13 protein-coding genes are annotated in these 22,938 nt (G+C 65.2%); 9 read left to right on the top strand and 4 right to left on the bottom strand.

The window, feature by feature from the left end:
* Nucleotides 1-13 precede the first annotated feature (13 nt).
* The gene (locus AC3WW4_RS02120) at nucleotides 14-355 is read left to right on the top strand and encodes a zinc ribbon domain-containing protein YjdM (protein ID WP_488826744.1); all 342 of its coding nucleotides are present in this window, start codon (nucleotides 14-16) and stop codon (nucleotides 353-355) included.
* An 84-nt stretch (nucleotides 356-439) separates the two neighbouring features.
* The gene (locus tag AC3WW4_RS02115) at nucleotides 440-1,456 is read left to right on the top strand and encodes a GGDEF domain-containing protein (RefSeq protein ID WP_488826743.1); all 1,017 of its coding nucleotides are present in this window, start codon (nucleotides 440-442) and stop codon (nucleotides 1,454-1,456) included.
* 19 nt (nucleotides 1,457-1,475) lie between these two features.
* On the opposite strand, the gene AC3WW4_RS02110 is transcribed toward AC3WW4_RS02115, so the two are convergent.
* Nucleotides 1,476-1,973 carry a MerR family transcriptional regulator gene (locus tag AC3WW4_RS02110; RefSeq protein WP_488826742.1) on the bottom strand — a complete coding sequence of 166 codons (498 nt, stop codon included), beginning with the start codon at nucleotides 1,971-1,973 and terminating at the stop codon, nucleotides 1,476-1,478.
* Nucleotides 1,974-2,190: 217 nt separating this feature from the next.
* On the opposite strand from AC3WW4_RS02110, the gene AC3WW4_RS02105 reads away from it, so the two are divergent.
* From AC3WW4_RS02105 to AC3WW4_RS02075, 7 genes are all read left to right on the top strand, one after another.
* The gene (locus AC3WW4_RS02105) at nucleotides 2,191-3,804 is read left to right on the top strand and encodes an acyl-CoA carboxylase subunit beta (RefSeq protein WP_488826741.1); all 1,614 of its coding nucleotides are present in this window, start codon (nucleotides 2,191-2,193) and stop codon (nucleotides 3,802-3,804) included.
* A gap of 54 nt (nucleotides 3,805-3,858) precedes the next feature.
* Nucleotides 3,859-5,013: an acyl-CoA dehydrogenase family protein gene (locus AC3WW4_RS02100; RefSeq protein WP_488826740.1), complete on the top strand. Its 1,155-nt coding sequence runs from the start codon at nucleotides 3,859-3,861 to the stop codon at nucleotides 5,011-5,013.
* Nucleotides 5,014-5,068: 55 nt separating this feature from the next.
* Nucleotides 5,069-5,908 carry an enoyl-CoA hydratase/isomerase family protein gene (locus AC3WW4_RS02095; protein ID WP_488826739.1) on the top strand — a complete coding sequence of 280 codons (840 nt, stop codon included), beginning with the start codon at nucleotides 5,069-5,071 and terminating at the stop codon, nucleotides 5,906-5,908.
* Between the two features lie 12 nt (nucleotides 5,909-5,920).
* The gene (locus AC3WW4_RS02090) at nucleotides 5,921-7,897 is read left to right on the top strand and encodes an acetyl/propionyl/methylcrotonyl-CoA carboxylase subunit alpha (protein WP_488826738.1); all 1,977 of its coding nucleotides are present in this window, start codon (nucleotides 5,921-5,923) and stop codon (nucleotides 7,895-7,897) included.
* On the top strand, nucleotides 7,897-8,796 hold the full coding sequence (locus AC3WW4_RS02085; protein ID WP_488826737.1) for a beta-keto acid cleavage family enzyme: 900 nt from the start codon (nucleotides 7,897-7,899) through the stop codon (nucleotides 8,794-8,796). Before AC3WW4_RS02090 ends, AC3WW4_RS02085 begins: the two co-directional genes overlap by 1 nt.
* 86 nt (nucleotides 8,797-8,882) lie before the next feature.
* Entirely contained in the window at nucleotides 8,883-10,031 is a 1,149-nt protein-coding gene (locus AC3WW4_RS02080; RefSeq protein ID WP_488826736.1) for a GGDEF domain-containing protein, read from the top strand.
* Nucleotides 10,028-11,143, top strand: a complete 1,116-nt coding sequence (locus AC3WW4_RS02075) for a GGDEF domain-containing protein (RefSeq protein WP_488826735.1) — start codon at nucleotides 10,028-10,030, stop codon at nucleotides 11,141-11,143. Before AC3WW4_RS02080 ends, AC3WW4_RS02075 begins: the two co-directional genes overlap by 4 nt.
* A 33-nt stretch (nucleotides 11,144-11,176) precedes the next feature.
* On the opposite strand, the gene AC3WW4_RS02070 is transcribed toward AC3WW4_RS02075, so the two are convergent.
* The 3 genes from AC3WW4_RS02070 to AC3WW4_RS02060 form a co-directional block, all read right to left on the bottom strand.
* Nucleotides 11,177-11,680 carry a hypothetical protein gene (locus tag AC3WW4_RS02070; RefSeq protein WP_488826734.1) on the bottom strand — a complete coding sequence of 168 codons (504 nt, stop codon included), beginning with the start codon at nucleotides 11,678-11,680 and terminating at the stop codon, nucleotides 11,177-11,179.
* Nucleotides 11,681-11,872: 192 nt separating this feature from the next.
* Complete coding sequence (locus AC3WW4_RS02065; RefSeq protein WP_488826733.1) at nucleotides 11,873-21,106, bottom strand: hemagglutinin repeat-containing protein; 9,234 nt, start codon at nucleotides 21,104-21,106, stop codon at nucleotides 11,873-11,875.
* 39 nt (nucleotides 21,107-21,145) lie between these two features.
* Nucleotides 21,146-22,807, bottom strand: coding sequence for a ShlB/FhaC/HecB family hemolysin secretion/activation protein (locus tag AC3WW4_RS02060; RefSeq protein ID WP_488826732.1), 1,662 nt, complete (start codon nucleotides 22,805-22,807; stop codon nucleotides 21,146-21,148).
* Between the last annotated feature and the right edge of the window lie 131 nt (nucleotides 22,808-22,938).

Genomic DNA, 22,938 nt, shown 5'->3' with positions numbered 1-22,938 from the left:
AGAGGAATTCACCATGTCCACCATCCCCGCCTGCCCCGTTTGCGCCATGGAGAACACCTACCAGGACGGTGACAACTACGTCTGCCCGGACTGCGCCCATGAATGGCCGATGGCCGCGCAGGCCGAAGAAGGCGAAGCCGACGCGGTCATCACCGACGCACACGGCACCCCGCTGGCCGATGGCGACGCGGTCATCCTGATCAAGGACCTCAAGGTCAAGGGCTCCTCGCTGGTGCTCAAGAAGGGCACCAAGGTCAAGAGCATCCGCCTGGTGGGCGGCGACCACGACGTGGACTGCAAGATCGACGGCATCGGCAACATGTCGCTCAAGTCCGAGTTCCTGAAGAAGGCCTGAGGCCCACCCGAATTCGGGGCTTTGGTTGCAGCGCCCAGCGCCGATAACCTTGGGAACACCGCTGACGCCGCCCCGGAGGCCCCCATGCCGAGCTACCCCGTCCCAGACAACGAAGCGCAACGCCTGCAGGCCGTGGCCGCGCTGGCGTACGCCGCCGACACCCCCGACCCGGCACTGGATGCCTTGGCGCGCGTGGCGGCCCAGGCTTTCGGGGTGCCCGCCGCCGTGATCAGCCTGATGCACGCCGACCACCAGGTCTTTGTGGCCCGCGTGGGGGTGGATGTGTCGGAGCTGTCACGCCACGAGTCCCTGTGCAACCCGGTGCTGGTGGCCCCTCAGGCACCCTGGGTCATCGAGGACCTGCGCGCCGACCCGCGCTTTGCCACCCACCCGCTGGTGCAAGGCGAAGCCGGCCTGCGCCTGTATGCCGGCGCCGCCTTGTGCGATGAGCAGGGCCTGGCCCTGGGCACCCTGGTCTTGCTCGACACCCAGGCCTGGCCAATGTGGACGGCCGCGCAGCGCCAGACCCTGCAGGACCTGGCCCTGATCGCCTCACGCACCTTGCAAGCCGGACGGCGCCTGCGCGAGTTGGCGCAGCTGGCCGAGGTGGATGCCCTCACCGGCCTGCGCCCTGCCGCACACTTTCAGGCGATCCTCGAAGTGGAGCTGGCCCACGCCATGCGCACCGGCGAGCCCTTCACTTTGCTGAAGCTGGAGCTCGACGGGCTCGGCGTCATCCGCGAGGGCTTCGGCGCGGACGCCGCCGACACCGCCTTGCGCGAGACGGCGCAGCGGCTGGTCCAGCAGGTGCGCCTGGGCGATGTGCTGGCTCGCCTGGGGCCGGAGCGTTTCGGGGTGCTGATGCGCCATGGGGGGCACGAGGCCGCCGAAGGCTTGGCGCGGCGCGTCACCCAGGCGGTGGCCGCCCCGCTGGTGCTGCCCAGTGGCGACGAGGTGGGCGTGGGCATGTCGGTGGGCATGGCCGCTTACTCGGATGCCACCGAGTCCTTGCACCAACTGCAGGCCGAAGCGGCCTCAGCGCTGGGCGAAGCCCGGGCGCGCAACGCCCGGCGCTGGCAGATGTTTGCGGTGACGCACTGAGCGCATCGAAGGCCGCACGTCAGGGCGTGCCGTCGTCGTGCTTCTTGTCAGCCAGGGTCTGGCGGCTGCGGGCATTGATCACCCGCAATTCGGCCAGCGCCGCATCAATCTGGGCGCGCTTGGCTTCCAGGTCGGCAATGGCGGCATCGGTCTTTTCGATCACATAGCTCAGCTGCTGGATGCGGCCCTCACCCCGCTGGCCGTACATGTCCAGATAGTGCTTGATATCGGCCAGCGGCGTGCCCAGCGACTTGGCCCGCAGGATGCGCGTCAGGCGCGCACGGTCGATCTTGTTGTAGACCCGCGTGCCGTTGATGCGCCGCGGCGCCAGCAGGCCCTTGGTCTCGTAAAAGCGCAGCGCCCGGGGCGAAACCTTGTAGAGCTCGCACACCTCGGCAATGCCCATCAGGGCATCGGCGCTGGTGTCGTCCTCATCGTCAAACGCCCACGACGGTGGCAGGCCCGCCTCGCGCTGAGCGAGCTCGGACGGCGATGCATTTTCAGCTTTGGCTTTCACAGAACCCACCACAACAAGAACACCCCACTTCGTTTTCCGGACGCCATGTTAACGGGCCGGGACGCATCCCGCCCGTTCCGAGGCGGAACTGCGGGGCAACACAAGGGTAGCGACGCGTCCGTAGCGCAAGGCTAGGTAGTTTACCTAGTGAGCATTTGATTGACGTTAACGTCAAGCAACTCTACAGTGGACCTGTCCTCTCCAGACTGGTCCCAAGATGCCTGCCCTGCGAACTGCCCTCAACACCAAGTCCCCCTCTTACCAAGCCAACGTCGAGCGCATGACGGAACGCCTGGAACAGGTCCGCGCCCTGGAAACCCAGGTGCGCGACGGCTCCGCCGACAAACGTGCCAAGTTCGACAAGCGCGGGCAACTGCTGCCCCGTGAACGCGTGGCCCGCCTGCTCGACCGCGGCTCACCGTTCCTCGAATTCAGCACCCTGGCCGGCCTGGGCATGCACGACGACGACGGCAAGAAGTCCGTCCTCGGCGGCGGCACCATCATCGGCGTCGGCATCGTGGCCGGCAAGCGCTGCCTGGTCACCGCCAGCGACTCGGCGCTCAAGGGCGGCACCATCTCGCCCATGGGTCTCAAGAAGGGCCTGCGTGCGCAAGAGATTGCCCGCGAGAACAAGCTGCCCCTGATCTGCCTGGTCGAGAGCGGCGGCGCCAACCTGATGTACCAGGCCGAAATCTTCGTCGAAGGCGGACGCAGCTTTGCCAACCAGGCCCGCCTGTCGGCCATGGGCATCCCGCAGATCGCCGTCGTCCACGGCTCTTCCACCGCGGGTGGCGCCTATTTGCCCGGTCTGTCCGACTACGTCGTGCTGGTCAAGGGTCGCTCCAGCATCTACCTGGCCGGCCCGCCGCTGGTCAAGGCCGCCATCGGCGAAGACGCCACCGACGAGGAACTGGGCGGTGCCGAAATGCACGCCAGTGTGACCGGCCTGGGCGAGTACCTGACCGACAACGATGCCCACGCCATCGCCCTCACCCGTGATCTGGTCGACAAACTGAAGTGGGATGCCGCCACCGCGCCGCGCGCCGATGTGGTCGCGCCGCTGTACGACGAGCAGGAACTGCTGGGCTGCATCTCGGCCGACGACCGCGAGCCCTTCGACACCCGCGAGGTCATCGCCCGCATCGTCGATGGCTCCGACTTCCTCGAATTCAAGGCCGAGTACGGCCACGAAACCCTGTGCGGCCATGCCCGCATCAACGGCCACCTGGTCGGCATCCTGGGCAACAACGGCCCGATCCAGCCGAGCGGCTCGACCAAGGCGGCGCAGTTCATCCAGCTGTGCGACCAGTCCGGCACCCCGCTGGTCTTCTTGCAAAACACCACCGGCTTCATGGTGGGCAAGACGGCCGAGCATACCGGCGCCATCAAGCACGGCTCCAAGATGATCCAGGCCGTGGCCAACGCCCGCGTGCCCAAATTCACCGTGGTGCTCAACGGCTCGTTTGGCGCCGGCAACTACGGCATGTGCGGCCGCGGCTTCGATCCGCGCTTCATCTTCAGCTGGCCTTCAGCGCGCACCGCGGTGATGGGCGGCGCCCAGGCCGCCAAGGTGATGGAGCTGGTCACGCGCGGCAAGATGGAACGCGCCGGCATGCCCGTCAACGACGCGATGCTCGAAGGCATGTCCGGCGAGATCCGCAAGCGCCTGGACGCCGAAGCCAGCGTGCTGTTCGGCACCGCCCGCCTGTGGGACGACGGCGTGATCGACCCGCGCGACACCCGCCGCGTGCTCTCGATGTGCCTGGACATGGCCGAAGAGGCCGAACAGCGCCAGCTGCGTCCCAACACCTTCGGTGTGGCCCGTCTGTAAGACACCCACCGCCCCCTCTCCCTCCAGCCCGCCCGCTGCCACAAGGACCCCGCCATGCAATTCACCGCCGAACACCTCGCCCTCAGCGACACCGTCAAACGCTTCGTCGAAAACGAGATCAACCCCTATTCGGAAGAATGGGAGAAGGCCGGCCATTTCCCCGCGCACGAGCTGTTCAAGAAGCTCGGCGACCTGGGCCTGCTGGGCATCAAGTACGACACCGCCTACGGTGGCATGGGCCTGGACTTCTCCTACTCGATGGTGGCCTCCGAAGCCCTGGGCGTGGCCAACTGTGGCGGCGTGCCCCTGTCCATCGGCGTGCAGACCGACATGTGCACCCCGGCCCTGCACCGCTTCGGCTCCGACGCGCTGAAGAAGGAGTTCCTGGCGCCGGCCATTGCCGGTGACATGGTCGGCTGCATCGCGGTGAGCGAGGTGGGCGGCGGCTCGGACGTGGCCGCGTTGAAGACCACGGCCAAGTCCGATGGCGACGACTACGTCATCAACGGCTCCAAGATGTGGATCACCAACGGCATGCAGGCCGACTGGTGCTGCCTGCTGGCCAACACCTCGGAAGGCAAGGTCCACGAGAACAAGTCCCTGATCATCGTGCCGATGGACGCCAAGGGCATCGAGCGCCAGAAGATCGACAAGCTGGGCATGCGCTCGTCCGACACCGCGCAGCTGTTCTTCGACAACGTGCGTGTGCCCAAGCGCAACCTGATCGGCGTCGAAGGCACGGGCTTCATGATGCAGATGCTGCAGTTCCAGGAAGAGCGTCTGTACGGCGCCGCCAACTCGCTGCTGATGATGGACCGCCTGATCGACCTGACCATCGACTACTGCAAGGAGCGCAGCACCTTTGGCACCCCGCTGATCCACAACCAGGTCGTGCACTTCCGTCTGGCCGAACTGCGTACCGAGGTCGAGCTGCTGCGCTCGCTGACCTACCGCGCGGTCGAAGACTATGTGGCCGGCAAGGACGTGACCCGCCTGGCCTCGATGGCCAAGCTCAAGTGCGGCCGCCTGACCCGCGAAGTGACCGACAGCTGCCTGCAGTACTGGGGCGGCATGGGCTTCACCTGGGACAACCCGCTGGCGCGCGCCTACCGCGACGGCCGCCTGGTCTCGATCGGCGGTGGTGCCGACGAAATCATGCTGGGCATCATCGCCAAACTCGAAGGCACGCTGCCCAAGAAGGCGCGCTGAGCCCGCCACCGCCCATGCCCCGCCCCATCCGATCGACGCATCACAAGGTCACCTCATGAGCCTCACCACCCTTCAGGTCCAGTTGGACCGGGGCGTTTGCACCCTCACCCTGAACCGCCCCGAGGTGCGCAACGCCATGTCCATGACCATGGTGCAGGAGCTGCTGACGGCCCTGGAGCATGCCGAAGCCAACCCCGCCGTGCGTGTGGTGGTGGTCCGGGGCGCGGGCGGCCATTTCTGTGCCGGCGGCGACATCGGCGACATGGCCCAGGCCCGCATGAAGCTGGCGCAGCAGCAGGCGCAACTGAGCGCCGGCGAAGCCGTCACCGAGCGCAACCCGATCGAAGCGGTCAACGCCGCGTTCGGGCGCCTGTGCCTGGCCTACGCCCACTCCAGCCTGCCCATCGTCACCGTGCTGGAAGGCACCGTGATGGGCGGCGGCTTCGGCCTGGCCTGCGTCTCCGACGTGAGCCTGGCGCGCGACAACGTGAGCTTCCGCCTGCCGGAAACCTCGCTGGGCATCGTGCCCGCGCAGATCGCCCCCTTCCTGGTCGAACGCCTGGGTTACGCCGAGGCCAAGCGCCTGGCGGTGACCGGCGCCAAGGTCGATGCGCAGGAAGCCCTGACGATCCGCCTGGTGCACGAGGTGCATGCCGACGAGGCCAGCCTGGACGCGGCCTTGCAGCGCACACTCGCGCGCATCCTGAGCTGCGGCCCCAAGGCCATCGCCCACACCAAGCAGCTGCTGACCCGAGCGCGCCACACCTCGGCCGAGTACCTGATCGACGATGCCGCGGCGCTGTTTGCCCGCGCCGTGCTCAGTGACGAAGGCCAGGAGGGCACCGGCGCCTTCATGCAAAAACGCACCCCCAATTGGGTCCCCACCGCGGCCTGAGGTTCGAAGTCCATGATCCACAAAATCCTGATCGCCAACCGCGGCGAAATCGCCTGCCGCGTCATCCGCACCGCCCGCAAGCTGGGCTACCGCACGGTGGCCGTGTACAGCGAGGCCGATGCCCAGGCGCCGCACGTCAGCCTGGCTGACGAGGCTGTCTGCATCGGCCCGGCCCCGGCCGCCGAGTCCTACCTCAAGGGCGAGGTGCTGCTGGCCGCCTGCCGCCAGACCGGCGCCAATGCCATCCACCCCGGCTACGGCTTCCTGTCCGAGAACGCCGGCTTCGCCCAGGCCTGCCGCGATGCGGGCGTCATCTTCATCGGCCCCTCGCCCGAGGCCATCCGCGTGATGGGTGACAAGGCTGGCGCCAAGCAGGAGATGATCAAGGCGGGCGTACCCACCGCGCCTGGCTACCTGGGTGCCGACCAGAACGACGAGGTCTTGATTGCCGAAGGCAAACGCCTGGGCTACCCGCTGCTGGTCAAGGCCGTCAGCGGTGGCGGCGGGCGCGGCATGCGCCTGGTCCACCAGGACGACGAGCTGGCCCAGGCCATCGTCAGCGCCCGCCGTGAAGCGCAAAGCGCCTTCGGCGACGGCACGCTGATGCTTGAGCGCCTGATCCTCGACGGCCGCCACATCGAGATCCAGGTCTTCGCCGACAGCCACGGCAACGCCGTCTACATCGGCGAGCGCGACTGCACGGCCCAGCGCCGCCGCCAGAAGGTCATTGAAGAGTCCCCGTCTCCCGTGGTGAGCCCCGCGATGCGCGAGGCCATGGGCCGCGACGCCGTCCTGGCCGCCAAGGCGATCAACTACTGTGGCGCCGGGACCATCGAATACATCGTCGACCAGGACCTGAACTACTACTTCCTGGAGATGAACACCCGCCTGCAGGTGGAGCACCCGGTCACCGAGATGATTTCGGGCCTGGACCTGGTGGAGTGGCAACTGCGCGTGGCCTCGGGCCAGCCCCTGCCCCTCACGCAAGAGCAGATCACGCTGAGCGGCCACGCCATCGAAGCGCGCCTGTACACCGAAGACCCGTATGCCGGCTTTGCCCCGCAGACCGGACGCATCGCCTGGTGGCGCCCCGAGCAGGCCCTGTTCGACGGCGTGCGCATTGACGACGGCATCCGCGAAGGCGGTGAGGTCAGCCCGCACTACGACCCGATGGTGGCCAAGCTCATCGTGCACGGCCGCGACCGCGACGACGCGATCCGCCGCCTGATCGCCACGCTGGACGACGCGCCGCTGCTGGGCCTCAACCACAACGCCCGCTTCCTGCGTGACCTGGTGGACCACCCGCGCTTCCGTGCCGGCACCATGACCACCACGCTGATCGACCAGTGGCAAACCGATGGTGAGCCGCTGCTGCAGCGTCCTGTGGCCCCGGACGCCATCTGGCTGCTGGCCGCCGCGCTGCATGCCGTGCACCGCGAAGGCCACGTGACCGGTCTGCGCGCTGCCAGCGTCCTGGCCTACGACATCCCGCTGGCCTGCGGCGCCGACAAGCGTGCCCTGCGTGTGCAGCACGGCACGGGTCACACCTACCTGGTCCACCCCACGCCCACGGCACCCGCCACCCCACTGCGCGTGCTGTCGCACGACGCGGCCACCGGCTGGTGCCGTTATGAACTGGAGGGCGTGCAAAAGCGCGTCCGTGCCGTGTGGTGTGGCGACGAGCTGCACCTCGTGGTCGAAGCGGCCACCCACGTGTTCACCGAGGTCTCGGCCTGGCCCAACCAGGGCGCGGGTCAGGATCCCAGCCGTGGCCTCTCCCAGGTGGCCGGCACGGTCGCCCAGGTGCTGGTCAAGGCCGGTGACGCGGTCGTCGAAGGTCAGCCCCTGCTGAGCATCGAGGCCATGAAGATGGAAATGTGGCTGTCTGCGCAAGCCCCGGGCGTGGTCAAGGCTGTGTATGCCGTACCGGGCGAACAGGTGCAGGCCAAGGCCCTGCTGATCGACATCGAACTCACGAAGGACAACTGATGGACAAGGCCATTCTCACCTGCGCGCTCACCGGCGTGCTGACCGACCCCACCCAACATCCCGTGCCCGTCACGGCCAAGGAAATGGCCGCCGCCGCCCGCGAGGCCTACGATGCCGGTGCGTCCATCATGCACGTGCACCTGCGCCAGCAGACGCCCGGCATGGGCCGCTTCCCGAGCTGGGACCCCGCCGTGGCCGCCGAGATCGACACGGCCATCCGCGAGGCCTGCCCGGACGTCATCATCAACCTGACCACCGGCGTGGTCGGCACCGACATCTCCGGCCCCGTGGCCTGCATCCGCGCCGTGCGCCCCGAGATCGCCGCCTGCAATGCCGGCAGCCTCAACTACCTCAAGATCAAGGACAACGGTCAGTGGGCCTGGCCCCCGATGCTGTTCGACAACCAGGTCGACAAGGTCAAGGCCATGCTCGACGTGATGGCGGAGACGGGCACGCGCGCCGAGTTCGAATGCTTCGACGTGGGCATCGTGCGCTCGGTGGGCATGTTCAAGAAGGCCGGCATGACCGACCACCTCGAATACAACTTCGTGATGGGCGTGGCCTCGGGCATGCCGGTGGACGCTGACCTGCTCAAGCTGCTGGTCAAGTACCGCGAGCCCAACACGATCTGGCAGACCACCCTGATCGGCCGTGAAGAGATCTGGCCCGTGCACCAGGCCACCGCCGACCTCGGCGGCATGCTGCGCACCGGTGTGGAGGACACCTTCTACCTGCCCGGCGGCACCCGCACCACCGGGAACGGCCAGCTGATCGAAGCCCTGGCGCAGTGCGCGCGCAATGCCGGTCGCGAAGTGGCCAACCCCGCCGAGGCCCGCGCCCTGTTGGGCCTGAACCCCAGCCATGTGCACGGCGTCACGGCTTCGCCCGCCACAGCCTGAGGACATACCCCAGAACGGGTGTCGGCACCCGCCGCACGCACCAGGAACTGGCATCATCGGCGGGCACAGTCGCACTTGTCCGGTTCATGGTGTCCACCCCCCTTCTCCCCTCCACCCCGAGCAAGACCTCACCGTCTTGGGCGCCCTCGTCGGCGCCAGGGGGACAGGGCGGCCCACGGCAGGGGCTTGAGCGCCTGCTGGTCACCGTGCTTCCCTACTGCATCGGCATCCTGGCAGCTTATTCGGGCGCGGCCTTGCACGCCGTGCCGGTGTGGGGCGCCCACGCGCTGGCGACGTGGTGCATCGGGGGGCTGCTGCTGTTCTGGGCCCTGCTGCGCAGTGGCCTGACGGCGAGCTGGCGCGACCCCGCCCTGATCTTTCCGCAGGTGCTGTTCGGCTGTGGGGCGGTGGTGCTGTCCTACACCCTGATCGATGCCGCACGCGGCCTGGCCCTGCTCTGGCTGTGCCTGCTGATGCTGTTCGACATCCACCGGCTCACCACCCGACAGCTGCTGCTCGCCTCCCTGGGGTCGATCGCGCTGATGGTCGTCGCCACGCTGCTGCATGACCAGCTGCACAACACCCACATCGACCTGATCTCCGAATGGATCAGCCTGGGCACCGGCGCCATCGTGATGCCAGTGATGTACCAGGTCTCCCTCAAGAGCTACCGCATGCGCAACGAGATGCTGGCGCAGCGGGCCACACTGGCGCGCACGGTGGCCAATCTGGAACGCGCCTCGGCCCACGACGCGCTGACCGGCCTGTTCAACCGCCACCACATGCAGACCCTGCTGGACGAAGAGGTGCGCCGCCTGCGCCGCACCGAGCAGGCCTTCTGCCTGGCCATCCTCGATCTGGACCACTTCAAGCAGATCAACGACCAGCACGGGCATGCGGTGGGCGATGCCGTTCTCAAGGGCTTTGCCGAGGTGGCCCTTGCCAGCTTGCCTGCCACCGACCGGCTGGCCCGCTGGGGCGGCGAAGAGTTCCTGCTGCTGATGCCCGAAACGGGCCTGCCGACCGCTCAGCAGCGCCTCGAGACCCTGCTGCTGCAGGTGCGCCAGCACGACTGGGCGGCCTTCGGTGAGGGTCTGACCGTGAGCTTCTCGGCCGGCTTGTGCGAGCCCGGCGGTCGCGTGCCCCTGCACCGCGATCTGGAGCGGGCCGATCGCGCCCTGTACAAAGCCAAAGCCCAGGGCCGTGCGCGCACAGTGCTGGCCGACCGCACATGAGCACCGCTGCCACCTCCTGGCCCGATCGCCTGCTGGGCAACGAACCCCGCATGCGCGACCGCACCTTGATGAGCCTGCTGGGCAGCCTCATCTACTTGGTGTGGTTCCTGGTGATGGTCACCTTCGCCATCCCGCAGCAGCGCATCAGCGCCGACCTCGGTCTGCTCTTCAGCGTGCTCATGGTGCCGGGCATTCTGGTGTTTTACCCGCTGGTGCGCAGCGGCTGGACCCAGCGCTTCGCCGACCCGGGCCTGATGTCCGTTCAGATCCTCTGGGGCTGCCTGATCGCGGTCGTGGCCTACGCCACCGTGCCCACAGGCCGGGCCGCCTTGCTGCAGACCATGGGCCTGGCCCTGGTGTTCGGCTTCATGAGCCTGTCGCCCCAAGCCGCCCTGCGCACCGGCATGATCCTCATCGGCATGCTGATGGTCATGCTCGCGGTGGGCTACGTGGCACCCTTGCCCGAGTTCCGGCCGACCGCCCAGACCGTCAAGCTGCTGGCCGCGGCGTTCATCATGGGCCTGATCACCCTGCAATCCCGCAAGTTTGCGCTCTTGCGCGAGCGCGTGGTCACCGAGCGGCGCGAGCTGGCCGCCGCGCAATTGGCGCTGGAGCGCGTCACCCGCCACGACGCCCTCACCGGACTGCTCAGCCGGCTCTACGGGCAAGAGCGACTGGACCAGGAGCACCAGCGCGCCCTGCTCAGCGGCCGCACCTTCGGGGTGGTGCTGATGGACCTGGACCACTTCAAGCAGATCAACGACCGGCACGGCCACCAAGTGGGCGACGAGGTGCTGGTGGCGTTTGCCCAGGCGGCACGCGAGGTGCTGCGCGAGACCGACCTGATCGCCCGCTGGGGCGGCGAAGAGTTCCTCATCATCTTGCCGGACACGCACGAGGCCGGCAAAGCCCTGCAGGCCCTGGAGCGGCTGCAGGCCCGCCTGCGCACCACCGTCGTGTCCGAGACCGAGCCGGCGCTGCGCATCAGCTTCTCGGCAGGCTATGCCCTGTGGCGCGCCCCCGAAGACGTGGACGTGCTGCTGCAACGGGCCGACCGCGCGCTGTACGCGGCCAAGCACGCGGGGCGCAACCGCTGCATGCAGGCGGACTGAGCGATCACCGACCCGGGAGACCCGCGCGCACGCTCAGCCGGCCAGGCCCAACACCATCTGGGTCGATTGGGCCACGCCCTGGCCCTTGACGCGCTGCACCTCGTCCACCAGGCGCATGGCCACGTCGCGCAGCTCGGTCAGGGAGCTGGCCTTCTCAAGCTCGAGAGAAAACTGGTAGCCCTTGATCAGGCCCAGGTGCTTCTTGATCTGGGCGTTGAGTTCCTCGTACAGCTGGCGGTAGCTGAGGGTGCCTTCAGGGGTCACATTCTGGGACAGCGCGGCAGGCGCTGACGCAACCGCAGGGGCCGGCGCCTCGCCAGGTGAAACGACCAAGCCGGCTTGCAGGGCGATGAGCCCGGCGTCCCGCAAGGTCTGCAGGTCGTCGGGCGTGGCGCCCTGCACCATCCCGAGCCACTCGGCGGCGGGCCGGGCCGCATCGATGACAAACAGCAGATTGCGCGCCGTGCGCGACAGCGGCAAAGACCGCCCCCGCAACTCCTGTCGCCCCAGGTCGGTCTTGGTGAAACACGCTCCCATCGCCCCTCCGTTGTTGGCTGCATTCACGTCGGCATGAACTGGCCCCAGCGCGCGGCTGGGGGGTGCAGACAGGCATATTAGGCGACAGCGTTCAGGCGTGGGCTATCGTTAGCCCTGCGTACAAATGGGCCCTGAATGTGCCACGCACCGACACATGCTGGGCTCAGCGCCTGACCAGGAAGACGGGAGCGATCACGGCATCAGCGTGGCACCCGACTGCTGTGCACGCGAGGCGGGCAACTTCATCTCATCGACCACCACGCGCTTGAGTGCGTTTTGCGCCTTCTGCAGCATCTTTTGGTAGTCCTCGTCGATGTTCACCTTGTCGCGCTCTTCCTCCTTGGTCGGCAGCAGGCCCAAGGCATCCAGGATGGCCGTCTTCTGATCCAGATCGGGTTGAATCTGGGCCACTTGGGCATCGAGGGCGGCCTGGAAGCGCGCCATCACTTGCGCGGGCGCCAGCTTCTCACCTTCACCCAACAAGCCCTGGTCCTTCAGGAACTGCGTCTGATCGGCCACGGTCATCACACCCAAGGGGTTGCCATCCTTGTAATCGGTGGTGATGTCCTTGAGCAGCGCATCCCGGGCCTCGGCGCGGATGGCCTTGACGGCTTTGGCCGCCGCCGCACCTTGCTGAACTTCGGGGTCTCGCAAGGCCTGCAGGGCCACGACTTGATCACGCGCCTGGAACTGTTGTGCCAAGGGCAGCAAGCTGGTCACGGTTGGCGCGGCCTCCGCCTCCTCCTCTGGCGTTTCCTCTGGATTGCGAGTGGCCCCGACCGAGGTCAAGGCCTGCAGCCAACGTTGACCGCGCACCCCGGCCTTCTTGGCGCGCTGAGCCAGGCTGAGCTGCTTGGCCGCCTTGGCGGCAGCGGCGCTGGCATCGAGCTTGCCCTTGGCGAGGGCTGCTTTCTCATCGGCGGTGAGCCATGGCGCACGGGCAGTCGTGGCTTCGTCACGCAACTGCTTCGCGGCGGCCAGCTTCTCTTGCTCTTCCTCGGCGTGCTTCTCCAAAGCAGCTTCACGCTGTTTGGGCATCAAGTTGGGGTCGGCCTGGACGGCAGCATCCTTCCTGGCTTTGTCGATCGCAGCGGTCTTCTGCTGATGGTCGGCTTCCAGTTCCTTCGTGGCCGCGAGCTTGCGCGCTTCGGCTTCATCAACGGTCTTCTGGGCCACGGCCTCCAAGCGGTTTTGCTCTGCTGTGGTTTCTGCTGCCGTGGCTCGCGGGTGTTGTGTCTGCCATTCCGCCAGGTCGTCTTGCATTTTCTGGTTCGCGGTGGTCTCCGCAGACCTGCGCGCATCGTCGGCCAAGGTCTGACGCTGCGCTTTCTCTGCATCTGCCACGGCCTGGTCGTGCACCGCCTTGCTCGGCGCCTTCTTCAGGTCGGCGGCCTGCGTCAGCTCGCGCAGCCTCGCATCTTTCGCGGCTTGCGACAGCGTCGTGCTGCGGTTCACCTCGGCCTGATCAACGGCGAGTTGGTCGTTGATGGTCCGATCAGCCGCCTGCTGTGCCGTCTTGGCCGCATCCTTGGCCTGCGCCAAGGTTTGGTTGGCTTGGCGTTCGGCCAGGATGCGATCGCGTGCCTTGGTTTTCTCGGCCTCGGCGGCGCTGACACGCTGCGTTTCGCGCTCACTTGCCAAGTTGTCGTACTTGGTGTCGATCGCGGCCAGAGCCCGCACTTTGTCCGCTTCCGACAAGGTCGGATCGATGGCAGCCCGTTCAGCCGCTTTCGCCTTGCTGTCGCGGTCAGCTTCCAAGTCCCTTAACGTGCCAGTTCGGGCGTCGTTGATTAGAGCTGTGGCGCGTGCTTCAGCGGTTGCCAGACGGTGTGCCTCCAACTGCTCGGCACGTTCCCGCTCAGAGAGCGCGCTGTTCTGAAGGATGGCGTTTTCGGCCTGACGTGCGGTATCCGCTGCAGTCTCACGTTGCTTCTCTTGCTCGCGGGTTTGCGCAATCACTCTCTTTTCTGCGTCAGCGCGGGCCATCAGCAGACGCTCGGTACCGGCAGCCTGAGCCGTCAGTTCCGCACGCATCGCGGTTTTCAGGTCGTTGACATCTTGGTCCTTGCTGTTCGTCAAGGCATTGAGGCGCTGTTCAGCATCAGTGGCCGCAGTTCTGGCAGCATCACGCGCTTGCTCTGCTGCATCCTTGTCATCTTGGCTAGCGTTGGGGTCGCTATCCAATGCTTGGAAGGCATCTTCAGCACGGGTCCGCTCTTCGGCCTTTTCGCGCTTTGCCGTCGCTGCTGCCGCGATCTTGTCATCGACTTGCTTGGCCGCTGAAGTATCAACTTTCAGCATCGCCGCTTCTCGGTTCGCGGCAGCCGTGGTCTTCAGGCGCTCACTCGTGGCATCGACACCTGCTGCGTCATGGTCCTTCTGGTTCTGGGCCAGCTTGTTCTTGTAGGCGGTCTCCACATCAGTGCGTTGCGCATCGGTCGTAGCCAGCGCCAAGGCCCTTTGCTTGTCACTCAAGGCGGTGGCATCGGCTTTGGCTTTGGCTGCGTTGGCATTGGCAAGTGCCTTGCGCTCTGCGGCCTGCGCCCGCACCGCACCCTGATCGCTCTTCAACGTGGCCTCTTGTTGGGCCTTCAAGGCCGCATCCGTCGTCGCCAAAGAAGGCGCTGCTTTGGCTTCGGAGACCGCGACCAAGCGATCCGCCAACTTTTGCTCGGCTTCGATCCGTCGGGTCTTTTCCCGGTCGATCAAGGCATCGCGCTTCGCCGTGGCCTCTGCTGCATTGCTCTGCAACTTGCCCTCGTACGAGGTTTGATTGTTGCCCTTGGCCGTGGCCAGGTCTGCGTCCAGGCGCGTCACATCGGCCTGATTGGGCGTCGGGCCCAACTTGGCCAAAGCCGCATCATGGGCCGCTTGGGCCTTTTGATCGGCGGCATCGCGTGCCTTGAGGGCATTTTGATCCAGTCGAGCCTGGGTGCCGTCGATCGCCGCAACCTTCTGCGTTTGCTGACGCGTGGCCAGGGCCTGCGTGTTGTCGTACTGGCGGTTCGCCGAATCGGTGTCACGCTGCGTGGTCTTGGTCAGCGTGGCTTCATTGCGCTGCTTGTTGTTGGCCTCATGGGCGGTGTTGTTAGCCTGAGCGGTTGCCTGGTCTTTGCCAACATTGCGAATGGCGTTGCCCGCATCACCCAGCGTGTTGCGCACCCCCGTCTTGGCTTTGCTGGCCGCATTGGCAATGGCGGTGGTGGCCGAATCGGCCTTGTTGCTCACAGCCGTGCCCACGCGGCTGTCACGCGCCTGCTTGGCGGTGTCGACCACTTCCTTGCGCACCTTCTTGTCGGGCACGATGATGCCCACGCTCGCGCCACCACTGCGCTTTTCGGAGCGGTCGACGTCCACCAAGGTGATGGTGCTGATGTCCTGCACCCCGGCACCGGCCAAGGCCGTGGTCAGTTGGGCGATCCCGGCCTCGGTACCGGCCACACTCACCCCACCCGCCGCCTTCACGGTCGCGTTCTTGCCCAGGTTGAGGGTGACGTTGTCATGCGTGGTCTTTTGCGTGTCTTCAAACTCGTGGCTGGCCTTCACGCTGGCCTGCCCTGACTGCTCCTTCTTGTCAGCCGACAAGCCCACAGACGCGCTGGTGTTGTTGACCTTCTTCACCGACTCGTTGGTCGCGGCCTTCAACTCCAGCTTCCCCGCCCCCGCATCGATGTTGGCACTGTCGGTGGCCGTGACCTTCGTACCCTCCAGGCTGATGCCATTGCCCGCCTTGATCGTCAGGTTGGCGGCCGACACGCTGCCTGCCGTGCGGGTGGTGTTGGATTCGAACTCGTCGGTGCGGCTGCCGCCACCCGACACGCCGCCACCTGTGGCACTCGCGTCCACACCGAACTCCATGCTGAAGCCCTTGGTGGTTGTGACGTCGGTGTTCTTCACCGCCTGGATGTCCACCTTGCCGTCCGTGCTCTCCAGGCTCGCCGACTCGGTGGCCGCGATGTTGGTGCCTTCCAAGGTCATGTTGCCCTTGGACTTGAGGGTCACGTTCTTGGCGTTGATGCTGCCCGCTGTGCCGGTGGAAGTCTCTGACGTGGTGCTGGACTCGCTGTAGCCCCCGCCCACGCTGCCTTCCTTGCCGCCGACGTTGGCGGACACGCTCGCGCTGGCCGACTTCTCAGAGGAGTGGTCGTAGGTGGTGTCGCGTGCCGCCTTGAAGTCGATCGTGCCCGTCTTGGCCTCGATGCCCACGCCGCCTTGCTCGGCTTCAAAGTTGGTGCCGACCAGTTCGACATTGTTTTGGGCCGTGATGTCGATGTTGCCCGTGCCGGCCTTGAAGGTACCGGCCTTCTGGCTGGTCGTGCTGGAGACCTTCTTGCTGCTGCTGCCTTCACCCTCGCCCGAAATCGTGCCATCTCCGCTCACTCCCACGGTGACGGACACACTGGTCTTGTTGGTCTCGCTGTAGGTGCTGCTCTCGGCTGCCAGGATCTTGACGCTGCCCTTGTCGGCCGTCACTGAAATACCGCCACCGGCGGTGACATCGGTGCCTTCGAACGTGGCATCGCCAGAACGCGCCTTGAAGCTGGTGTTGCCGCCGCTGCTGAACGACGACGCCTGTGCGGTGTTGCCGTGCGAGTTGCTGTTGGTCTTGTCCACCGACACACTCAGCTCGGCCTTCACGCTACCCGCATCGGGCACGCTCAAGCCATTGAGTGCCTCGCTGGCAGCGGCGCCATCGAACTTGCCGTTGTTGTCGGCGCCCACGGCCGCAGCCACGATGCCATCCAGCCCGGTTTCGGCCTTCACACCCAGTGACACGGAGACACTCAAGGTGCTGCCGGATTCAGAGTATGTGTTCTGTGCCGCCTTGACGTGGATCTTCTCGGCCTCCACCGCAATGTCGCCGCCGGCTTGCACAATCGTGCCCTCGTCGGTGAAGTCCTTGCCGGCATTGATGTTCACATTGCCGCCCACGGTCACCGTCGACACCCGTGCGGTCGATTGGTCCGCGGTGCTTTGAGACTCGTCACGCTGGTAGCCCAGGCTCACCTGCGCGCCCCCCGCCGAACCACTGGCGCTCAAGGTCAAGGAATTGGACTTGACCGTTTGCTCGATGTGCACCTTGTCGGCCGCCGCTTCAAACTTCACGTGGCCACCGGCGTGCAAGTTCATGTCGCCGCCCACTGCCAGGTCCGAACCCTTGATCAAGGCATCGCCCTTGATCGCGCCCGGGCCCGCGTTCAAATTGCCCCCCACCGACAGGCTGCTGCCGCGGTTGGTCAGCGCATCGATCTTGGTCGTCTCTGTGCGGCTGGACACCAAGGTGCCCGAGCCACCGACGCTGCTCTGCGATGCGTTGTCGCCCGCGTCGGCTTTCACCTTGCCGCCCAAGATGGCCTTTTGCTTGACGACGGTGACAATGTTGGTGGTTTCCTCGAAGGTTTTGACGTCGAACTTACCGCCGATGCCCTTGACATTCAGGTCTCCGCCGACGGTCACGTCCGAGCCAATGATCTGGGTGTTGCCGCCCGACTTCACGCCCAGGTTGCCGCCCACATTCAAACCTGCCGCCTTGCCCTTGGTCTGGTCGATCGTCGTGACTTCACTTGAAGAGGTGTTCCAGCTCTTGGTGCTGGTGTTGTGAGTCGTATGGCTGGTTTCACCCAGTGCGGTGATCACAATGTCACGGCCTGCGTCCAAATCGGCATTGCCGGCCACATTGGCGGTGCTGGCCTCCAGGCGAATGTCATTGCCGGCCTTGGCCGTGAGGTTGCCGCCCACGTTCAGGGTTGAGCCCACCTGTTTGGTGGTTTGCTCGGTGTGTTCTTCAATGGTGGTGTACCCATTGGCTTCTGTGTAAGTGCGCGAAGCCGAATAGTTCTTTTGCTCAATGGCGGTGAGTTTGATGTCCCCACCTGCCACCAAATTGGCATCTTGCCCCGCGTTGAGTTCTGCGCCCCGCGAGATGATGTCTTTGGCCGCATCGATGTTGAGCGTGTTGGTCGCCGAAATGCCAGCCGTCGCCCCCATCACCGTGTTGGTGCCACTGCCCACAGCCCCGTAAACGGTCACATCTTGCGTCAAGGTCTCATTGATCACCGACCCGGTGGTGGACGTCACGGACACGTCCGTGCCACGGATGGTGCCACTCTGGTTCAGCACGTCACCGACGGCGGTGATCGCCACATTGCCGCCTGAGATGTCACCCAGTCGGTTGGTGACCGTGCCGCCCGCGTCGATGTTGAGCGCGTTGCGCGCCACGATCGCACCGCTGTTGGTCATGTCACCGGTCGTCTGGATGTCGATGTTGGCACCCACGATCTTGGCACCATTGGCCAGGGAGGCGCGGGTCGTGTCGGCCAGATACAACTGGGGCACCAGGACCTTCCTGCCTTGGACGACGGTCTCGACCATCCACACGATGTCCTTGTCCAGGCTGGCGATCTGCTCGGGTGTCAACGACACCCCCACGCGCAGCTTCAGTTCTAGACCGGCTGCGACACCGTTTTGCAGCAACTTCTTGTATTGGTCGTTCTCGCTGGTCAGGCCTTCCAGAATGAAGCGCTGCCCAGCTTGATCCAGCAGTTGCTGGCGAATCAGTTGCTGCTCGTAATAGGCATCGCCCACACGCAGGTAGTCGGTGGGATCCAGATTCAACGACTTCAAGAACAGGTCCGAACCATAGAGCCCTTCCAGGCTCATCAGCTTGGGGTCCGTCTCAAACAGGAACAGGGCATTCGGGTTGACGCTCGGCACGAAGAACGGACTTTGCGTCAAGCTACCGATGGCGGCCAGTGGCGCCGCGGTCGGACCACTGGCGGTCTGGGTGCTGGGTGAGGTAGAAGGCGGTGCCAGTGCCTTCTTCGTGCCGTTGTTGACGTTCACGAGCTCCGACACGCTGATGGTGACCGTGCCACCCGCCTCCACCGTGGAGCCCACACCGATGGTGTACAAGGTCGGCGCCGAGGCCAGGCTGATGTCCGTGAACTTCTTTTTCTTGTTCGGCCAGAAGTCACCACTTTCGAACCAGCATCGGTCATAAGTGCCACTGCTGTAGCAATCGCCAGCCGGGTTTGTTGTATGCCCGCCATTGTCATAGCGCCAAACCTGAGCCTGTTCGCTGTGCTTCAAGGTCACAGCACGGTTCTCGAAGGTGGCGCCCGCCGCACCATGGATCTTGATGTTGCCGCCGGCTGAAATCGCACTGATGTAGTTCAGCGCTAAGTTCCCCACGTAGATGTCAATGCTCCCGCCCGCCAGCAACTTGCTGCGCATGGTGGTGCCGTTCGTGAGCACCTCCTGAGTGACCGTGACGGATTGCGTACAGCGCTTGCCCACGACACCACCGTTGAAGTGATCGTCATAGGTGCCGCAGTCTCCTTCAACGCCGATCAAGTCACCCGAGCCATCGAGCGTGCCGTCATAGTCAAAGGTGCCCCATGTGCGGGTGGAGGTGGTGGTGGTCTTGGCCGGCGTGTAGGCCGCCGCCGAGTTCTCGAACACGTCCGCCAGGATGTTGATGGAGCCGAGCCGGTTCTCGATGTCCGAGTCCAGGTTCTTCACCGTGATCGCCGTGCCGGCGGCGTCGATGGCAGCTTGGTTCACGCCGCCCAAGGTCATGGTCCCAGTGTCCGCATAGATGCTGCCCCGTCTGCCATTCGCCACCTCATTGAGGAGCTGGCGTGACACGGCCACGGTCATCCCCGTCTTGCCAAACAGCAAGCCGCCCTGGTTGCGCACTTCTTGTGTCGATTGTGTGCCGCTTGTGGAGTTGATCCCCAAGGCACCGGCAGTCGAAGCAATGATGGCCCGCTTGGCCGTGCTCGCCGTGTTGTAGAGTTTGTTGTTCTGACCAATGGTGAGGTTGCCCACCGAGGTGATGTAGGCATCCTGCAGCGCGGTGGCGGTGTTGTTGACGGTGCCGACATTCAAGGACATCGCGCCGCCCGCCTGGACGGTACCGGAGTTGGTCAGGCTGGTCGCCGTCGCTGTCATATTGCCGGTCGACGACACGGTACCCAATTGCGTGATGGCACCCGTCACCGTCACGGTGGCATTCGCTGGCGCCGTGTCACCCGCACGGATCAAGCCCGTGCTGGCGTTGTCCAATTGGGCCGTCGTCAACGTGAGACCACCATCGCCGGCGATCAGGCCGGCGTTGTCCACCGTGCCGCTCACGTTCACCGTCAAAGCGCCACCGGAACGCAATCCCTTGGCCCCGCCGTCGTTGCTCGCCGCATCCACGCTCAGACTGCCTGCCGTGATGGTGGCATGGCCCGTGCTGCGCAGGGCGGTATTCAGCAGGTCCATGGCCCCCGACACGCTCACCGTCAGGGTACTGCCCGCATCACGCAAGCCGCCGATGTCGGTCAACGATGCGCCGGTGATGGACAAAGCCTGCCCCGATCCCACACGCCCGCCGGTGAGCACCACATCGCCCCCCGACAAGATCGCGTCACGCTTGGCGTACATCGTGGCACCGTCGACCAGCACCTCGGCACCGGCCACGCTCGGTGCTTGGGTCGACACCAGCTTCACGTCCCGCTCGGCCGACACATTGCTCTTGATCTGGATCTGGCCGGCCGACGTGAGCGTCACATCGTCCACCGTGGCCGCAGCCCCACCTTGCAGGCGCACGCCCACCCCCGCCTCGGTGCTCACCAAGGCGATGCGGCCCGCATACATGCCACCCAAAGCACTGGAGTCAATGGCCCAGGACGGCGCCGGTGTGGCCGGCGCGTCGGTCAAGGCTGTCGCGGCCAAGGTGTCGTAATCCACGTCATTGCGACCCGCGACCACGTTGAGTGCACGCGTGTTCAACTGCCCAGCAAACGTCACAGAGCGCGTGAGGATGTCAAACGCATCGATGCCCTCGGCGTTCAAGCCCGCTCCGCCAATGCTGATGTCTCCACCATTGACCCTGAACCCATTCAACACATCACCGTTGATCACGGGCACACCCGTGGTCATGGTCACCCGGGGGAAATTCAGGAACCCGCACCCGGCGCTGGTGATCCCATTCGGGTTGGCCAGGATGTAGGCCGCACGGCCACCCAACAGTTCCTGGTTACCCTGCAAGATCGAACGGTTGCCGCCCGTCACCTCGTTGAGGATGATGCGCGCCTCACCATTGGCCAAATTGGGGTTCGCAACCACCGCGCCACCCAGATTCGAAATGGCGTTGACGCGCGAGTTGTTGATGATCAGGTTGCGCTGGTCAACGTTGAACTCTTGCAGCTTGTTGTGCGACAGGCCCGAAGCATTCGGTGCCACGATGTTCTGCACCGGCGTCTTGTTGAGCGACTCGTGTATCGTCGGCCGGTTGGCGGCGGCCGCATTGGGATCCGCGATGACCTGGGCAATCGCCTGCGCAATGGCGGTTGGAATCAGCGGCGCCATGGGCACGGCGCCCATCAGAACGGTGCCCAGTGCAACGCGAGCGGTGGTGGTTTTCATCGAGACTGACATGACTTCACTCCATCGAGATCAACGCGGGGCACTCGGCACTCACAGGGCGAACCCAACTTTCAGATACAAGGCAGGCTTGTCAACGTCGTAGAGTTGACGGACCCATCGGGAGGTGTGAACGGGCGTCGCCACGGCCACATCCAAGGTCATGGCGCCTCCGCCCGCACGCAAGCCCAGGGCGATCCCCCCCAGATTGCCGTCGCGTTGCCCTTCACGGCCCACGATGCGTCCCACGTCCGCGGCCACATAGGCTTGCAGACGTCCCACGGCACGCTCCAGCGCGGGGGCATTCAGGACGGTGCTGAACTCATTGCGCCAGTACATACCCCGGTCACCCGACAAGGACGTGCCGTCAAAGCCGCGCACCGTGAACAAGCCGCCGACCGACATCTGCTCGGAGCCGTACAGGTAATGGTTGCTGTACTGGGCCTGCAGACTGCTGCTCCAGTTGATCGCGCGCTCGCCCACGCGCCAGCCCGTTCCATACGAGGCCGACGCGAAGTAGCGTGTGCCCCTGGGCGTGGGCACCGTCCCCGTCCCGGCGCCCGGCAAGCTCTCCACGCCGAACCACTTCACCCCTTGCGCCACACCCACATCCGTGGTCCAGGAGCCATTCAGGGCCATGAACACCGAGGTCAGGCTCAAGGAAAGGTCCGTCAAACGCGGGCTGCCGGTTTCCAGCAAGCTGCCTTCGATGAAGTTCTTCGAGATTTTGTGATTGAGGCTGGTGTTGAGCGTGGTCTTGTTGGTCTGTCCACGCTGCAACACACGCTGCACGCCCAGGCTGTAGGTGTTGGTGTTGCCGCTGCTCACAAAGGTTTGCGCGGCCGTCTTCACCTGGCTGACGTACTGGCTGCGGCTGGCCGTGCCGTTGAAGTTCCAGTAGCCATAAGGCACGTTCAAGCTCAGCATGGCCGACTCGCTCAGTCGACGGTCGCGGAACGCATCGGTGTTGCGCGAAAAACTGGCAAACCAGGCCTCTTGCAGTCCCAGCGGCGCATCCAGACCCACATTCAAGGTGACGCGCTTGTCGCCTGTGGAAGGGCTGCCGTAGTTGTCCCAGGTCAGGCCGGCATACCAGGGCGCTCTGGGCTGGTTGGACACCAGAATGTTCGTGATACCCGGATCGTCCCCCGGCATCAAGGTCATCGTGGCATTGTTGGAGCCCAGGCGATTGATTTGGTCCAAGCCCTGCTCAATGTCACGGATGTTGAGCACTTCACCCGCCAGACCTGGGAATGCCACACCAGGATTGATGCGGGTCCCCTCGCCATCGAGCTTGATCTGGCCCACAGTGCCCTCCACCACCAACAAGCTCAACGAGCCCTTGCTCATGTCTTGCTGAGGGATGTAGATGCGCGTGGTCACATAGCCCTGTTCCACGTAGTGATTGGTCAGCAGTCGCATCAACTCGCGGATGTCGGCCAAGCCCAGACAGTTGCCCAGAAATGGCTTGAGAAGGCGCTCTCGGTCCGGCAATGCCAAATGCACCGCACCCTGCAACTGGATTTGCTGGATGTCGAAACACTGGCTGGGTCTGGCGTCTGGCGCTGGTTGCGGCACGGGGGTGACCGTGATCTGCCCCGGCATCTGACGGCTGGGATCCTGGCGTTTCAGCAAGTCCTCACGACGCAAGCGCTCTTGCTGCAAGAAGAGATCCTGCTGCCGCTGGATGGCATCTTGTTGCTGAGGCGTGGGCACGGCCTCTGCCGCCTGAACTGCAAGGGTCAATGCAAACGAGGAACACAACCCGGCCGCCAAACGGCGCAGCAAATGAGATACCAAGACCACTCCTTCGGTACAACGCGACAACTTTGATCAATTATTAGAAC

It is taken from the genome of Aquabacterium sp. TM01 (assembly GCF_057808345.1).
This window is presented reverse-complemented; position numbering and strand designations above follow the sequence as displayed.

Bases quoted from the DNA above. Each gene is read 5' to 3' on its own strand.
- AC3WW4_RS02065 (WP_488826733.1), bottom strand. From the start codon at position 21,106: ATGTCAGTCTCGATGAAAACCACCACCGCTCGCGTTGCACTGGGCACC.
- AC3WW4_RS02070 (WP_488826734.1), bottom strand. From the start codon at position 11,680: ATGGGAGCGTGTTTCACCAAGACCGACCTGGGGCGACAGGAGTTGCGG.
- AC3WW4_RS02080 (WP_488826736.1), top strand. From the start codon at position 8,883: ATGGTGTCCACCCCCCTTCTCCCCTCCACCCCGAGCAAGACCTCACCG.
- AC3WW4_RS02115 (WP_488826743.1), top strand. From the start codon at position 440: ATGCCGAGCTACCCCGTCCCAGACAACGAAGCGCAACGCCTGCAGGCC.
- AC3WW4_RS02085 (WP_488826737.1), top strand. From the start codon at position 7,897: ATGGACAAGGCCATTCTCACCTGCGCGCTCACCGGCGTGCTGACCGAC.
- AC3WW4_RS02095 (WP_488826739.1), top strand. From the start codon at position 5,069: ATGAGCCTCACCACCCTTCAGGTCCAGTTGGACCGGGGCGTTTGCACC.
- AC3WW4_RS02120 (WP_488826744.1), top strand. From the start codon at position 14: ATGTCCACCATCCCCGCCTGCCCCGTTTGCGCCATGGAGAACACCTAC.
- AC3WW4_RS02105 (WP_488826741.1), top strand. From the start codon at position 2,191: ATGCCTGCCCTGCGAACTGCCCTCAACACCAAGTCCCCCTCTTACCAA.
- AC3WW4_RS02100 (WP_488826740.1), top strand. From the start codon at position 3,859: ATGCAATTCACCGCCGAACACCTCGCCCTCAGCGACACCGTCAAACGC.
- AC3WW4_RS02075 (WP_488826735.1), top strand. From the start codon at position 10,028: ATGAGCACCGCTGCCACCTCCTGGCCCGATCGCCTGCTGGGCAACGAA.
- AC3WW4_RS02090 (WP_488826738.1), top strand. From the start codon at position 5,921: ATGATCCACAAAATCCTGATCGCCAACCGCGGCGAAATCGCCTGCCGC.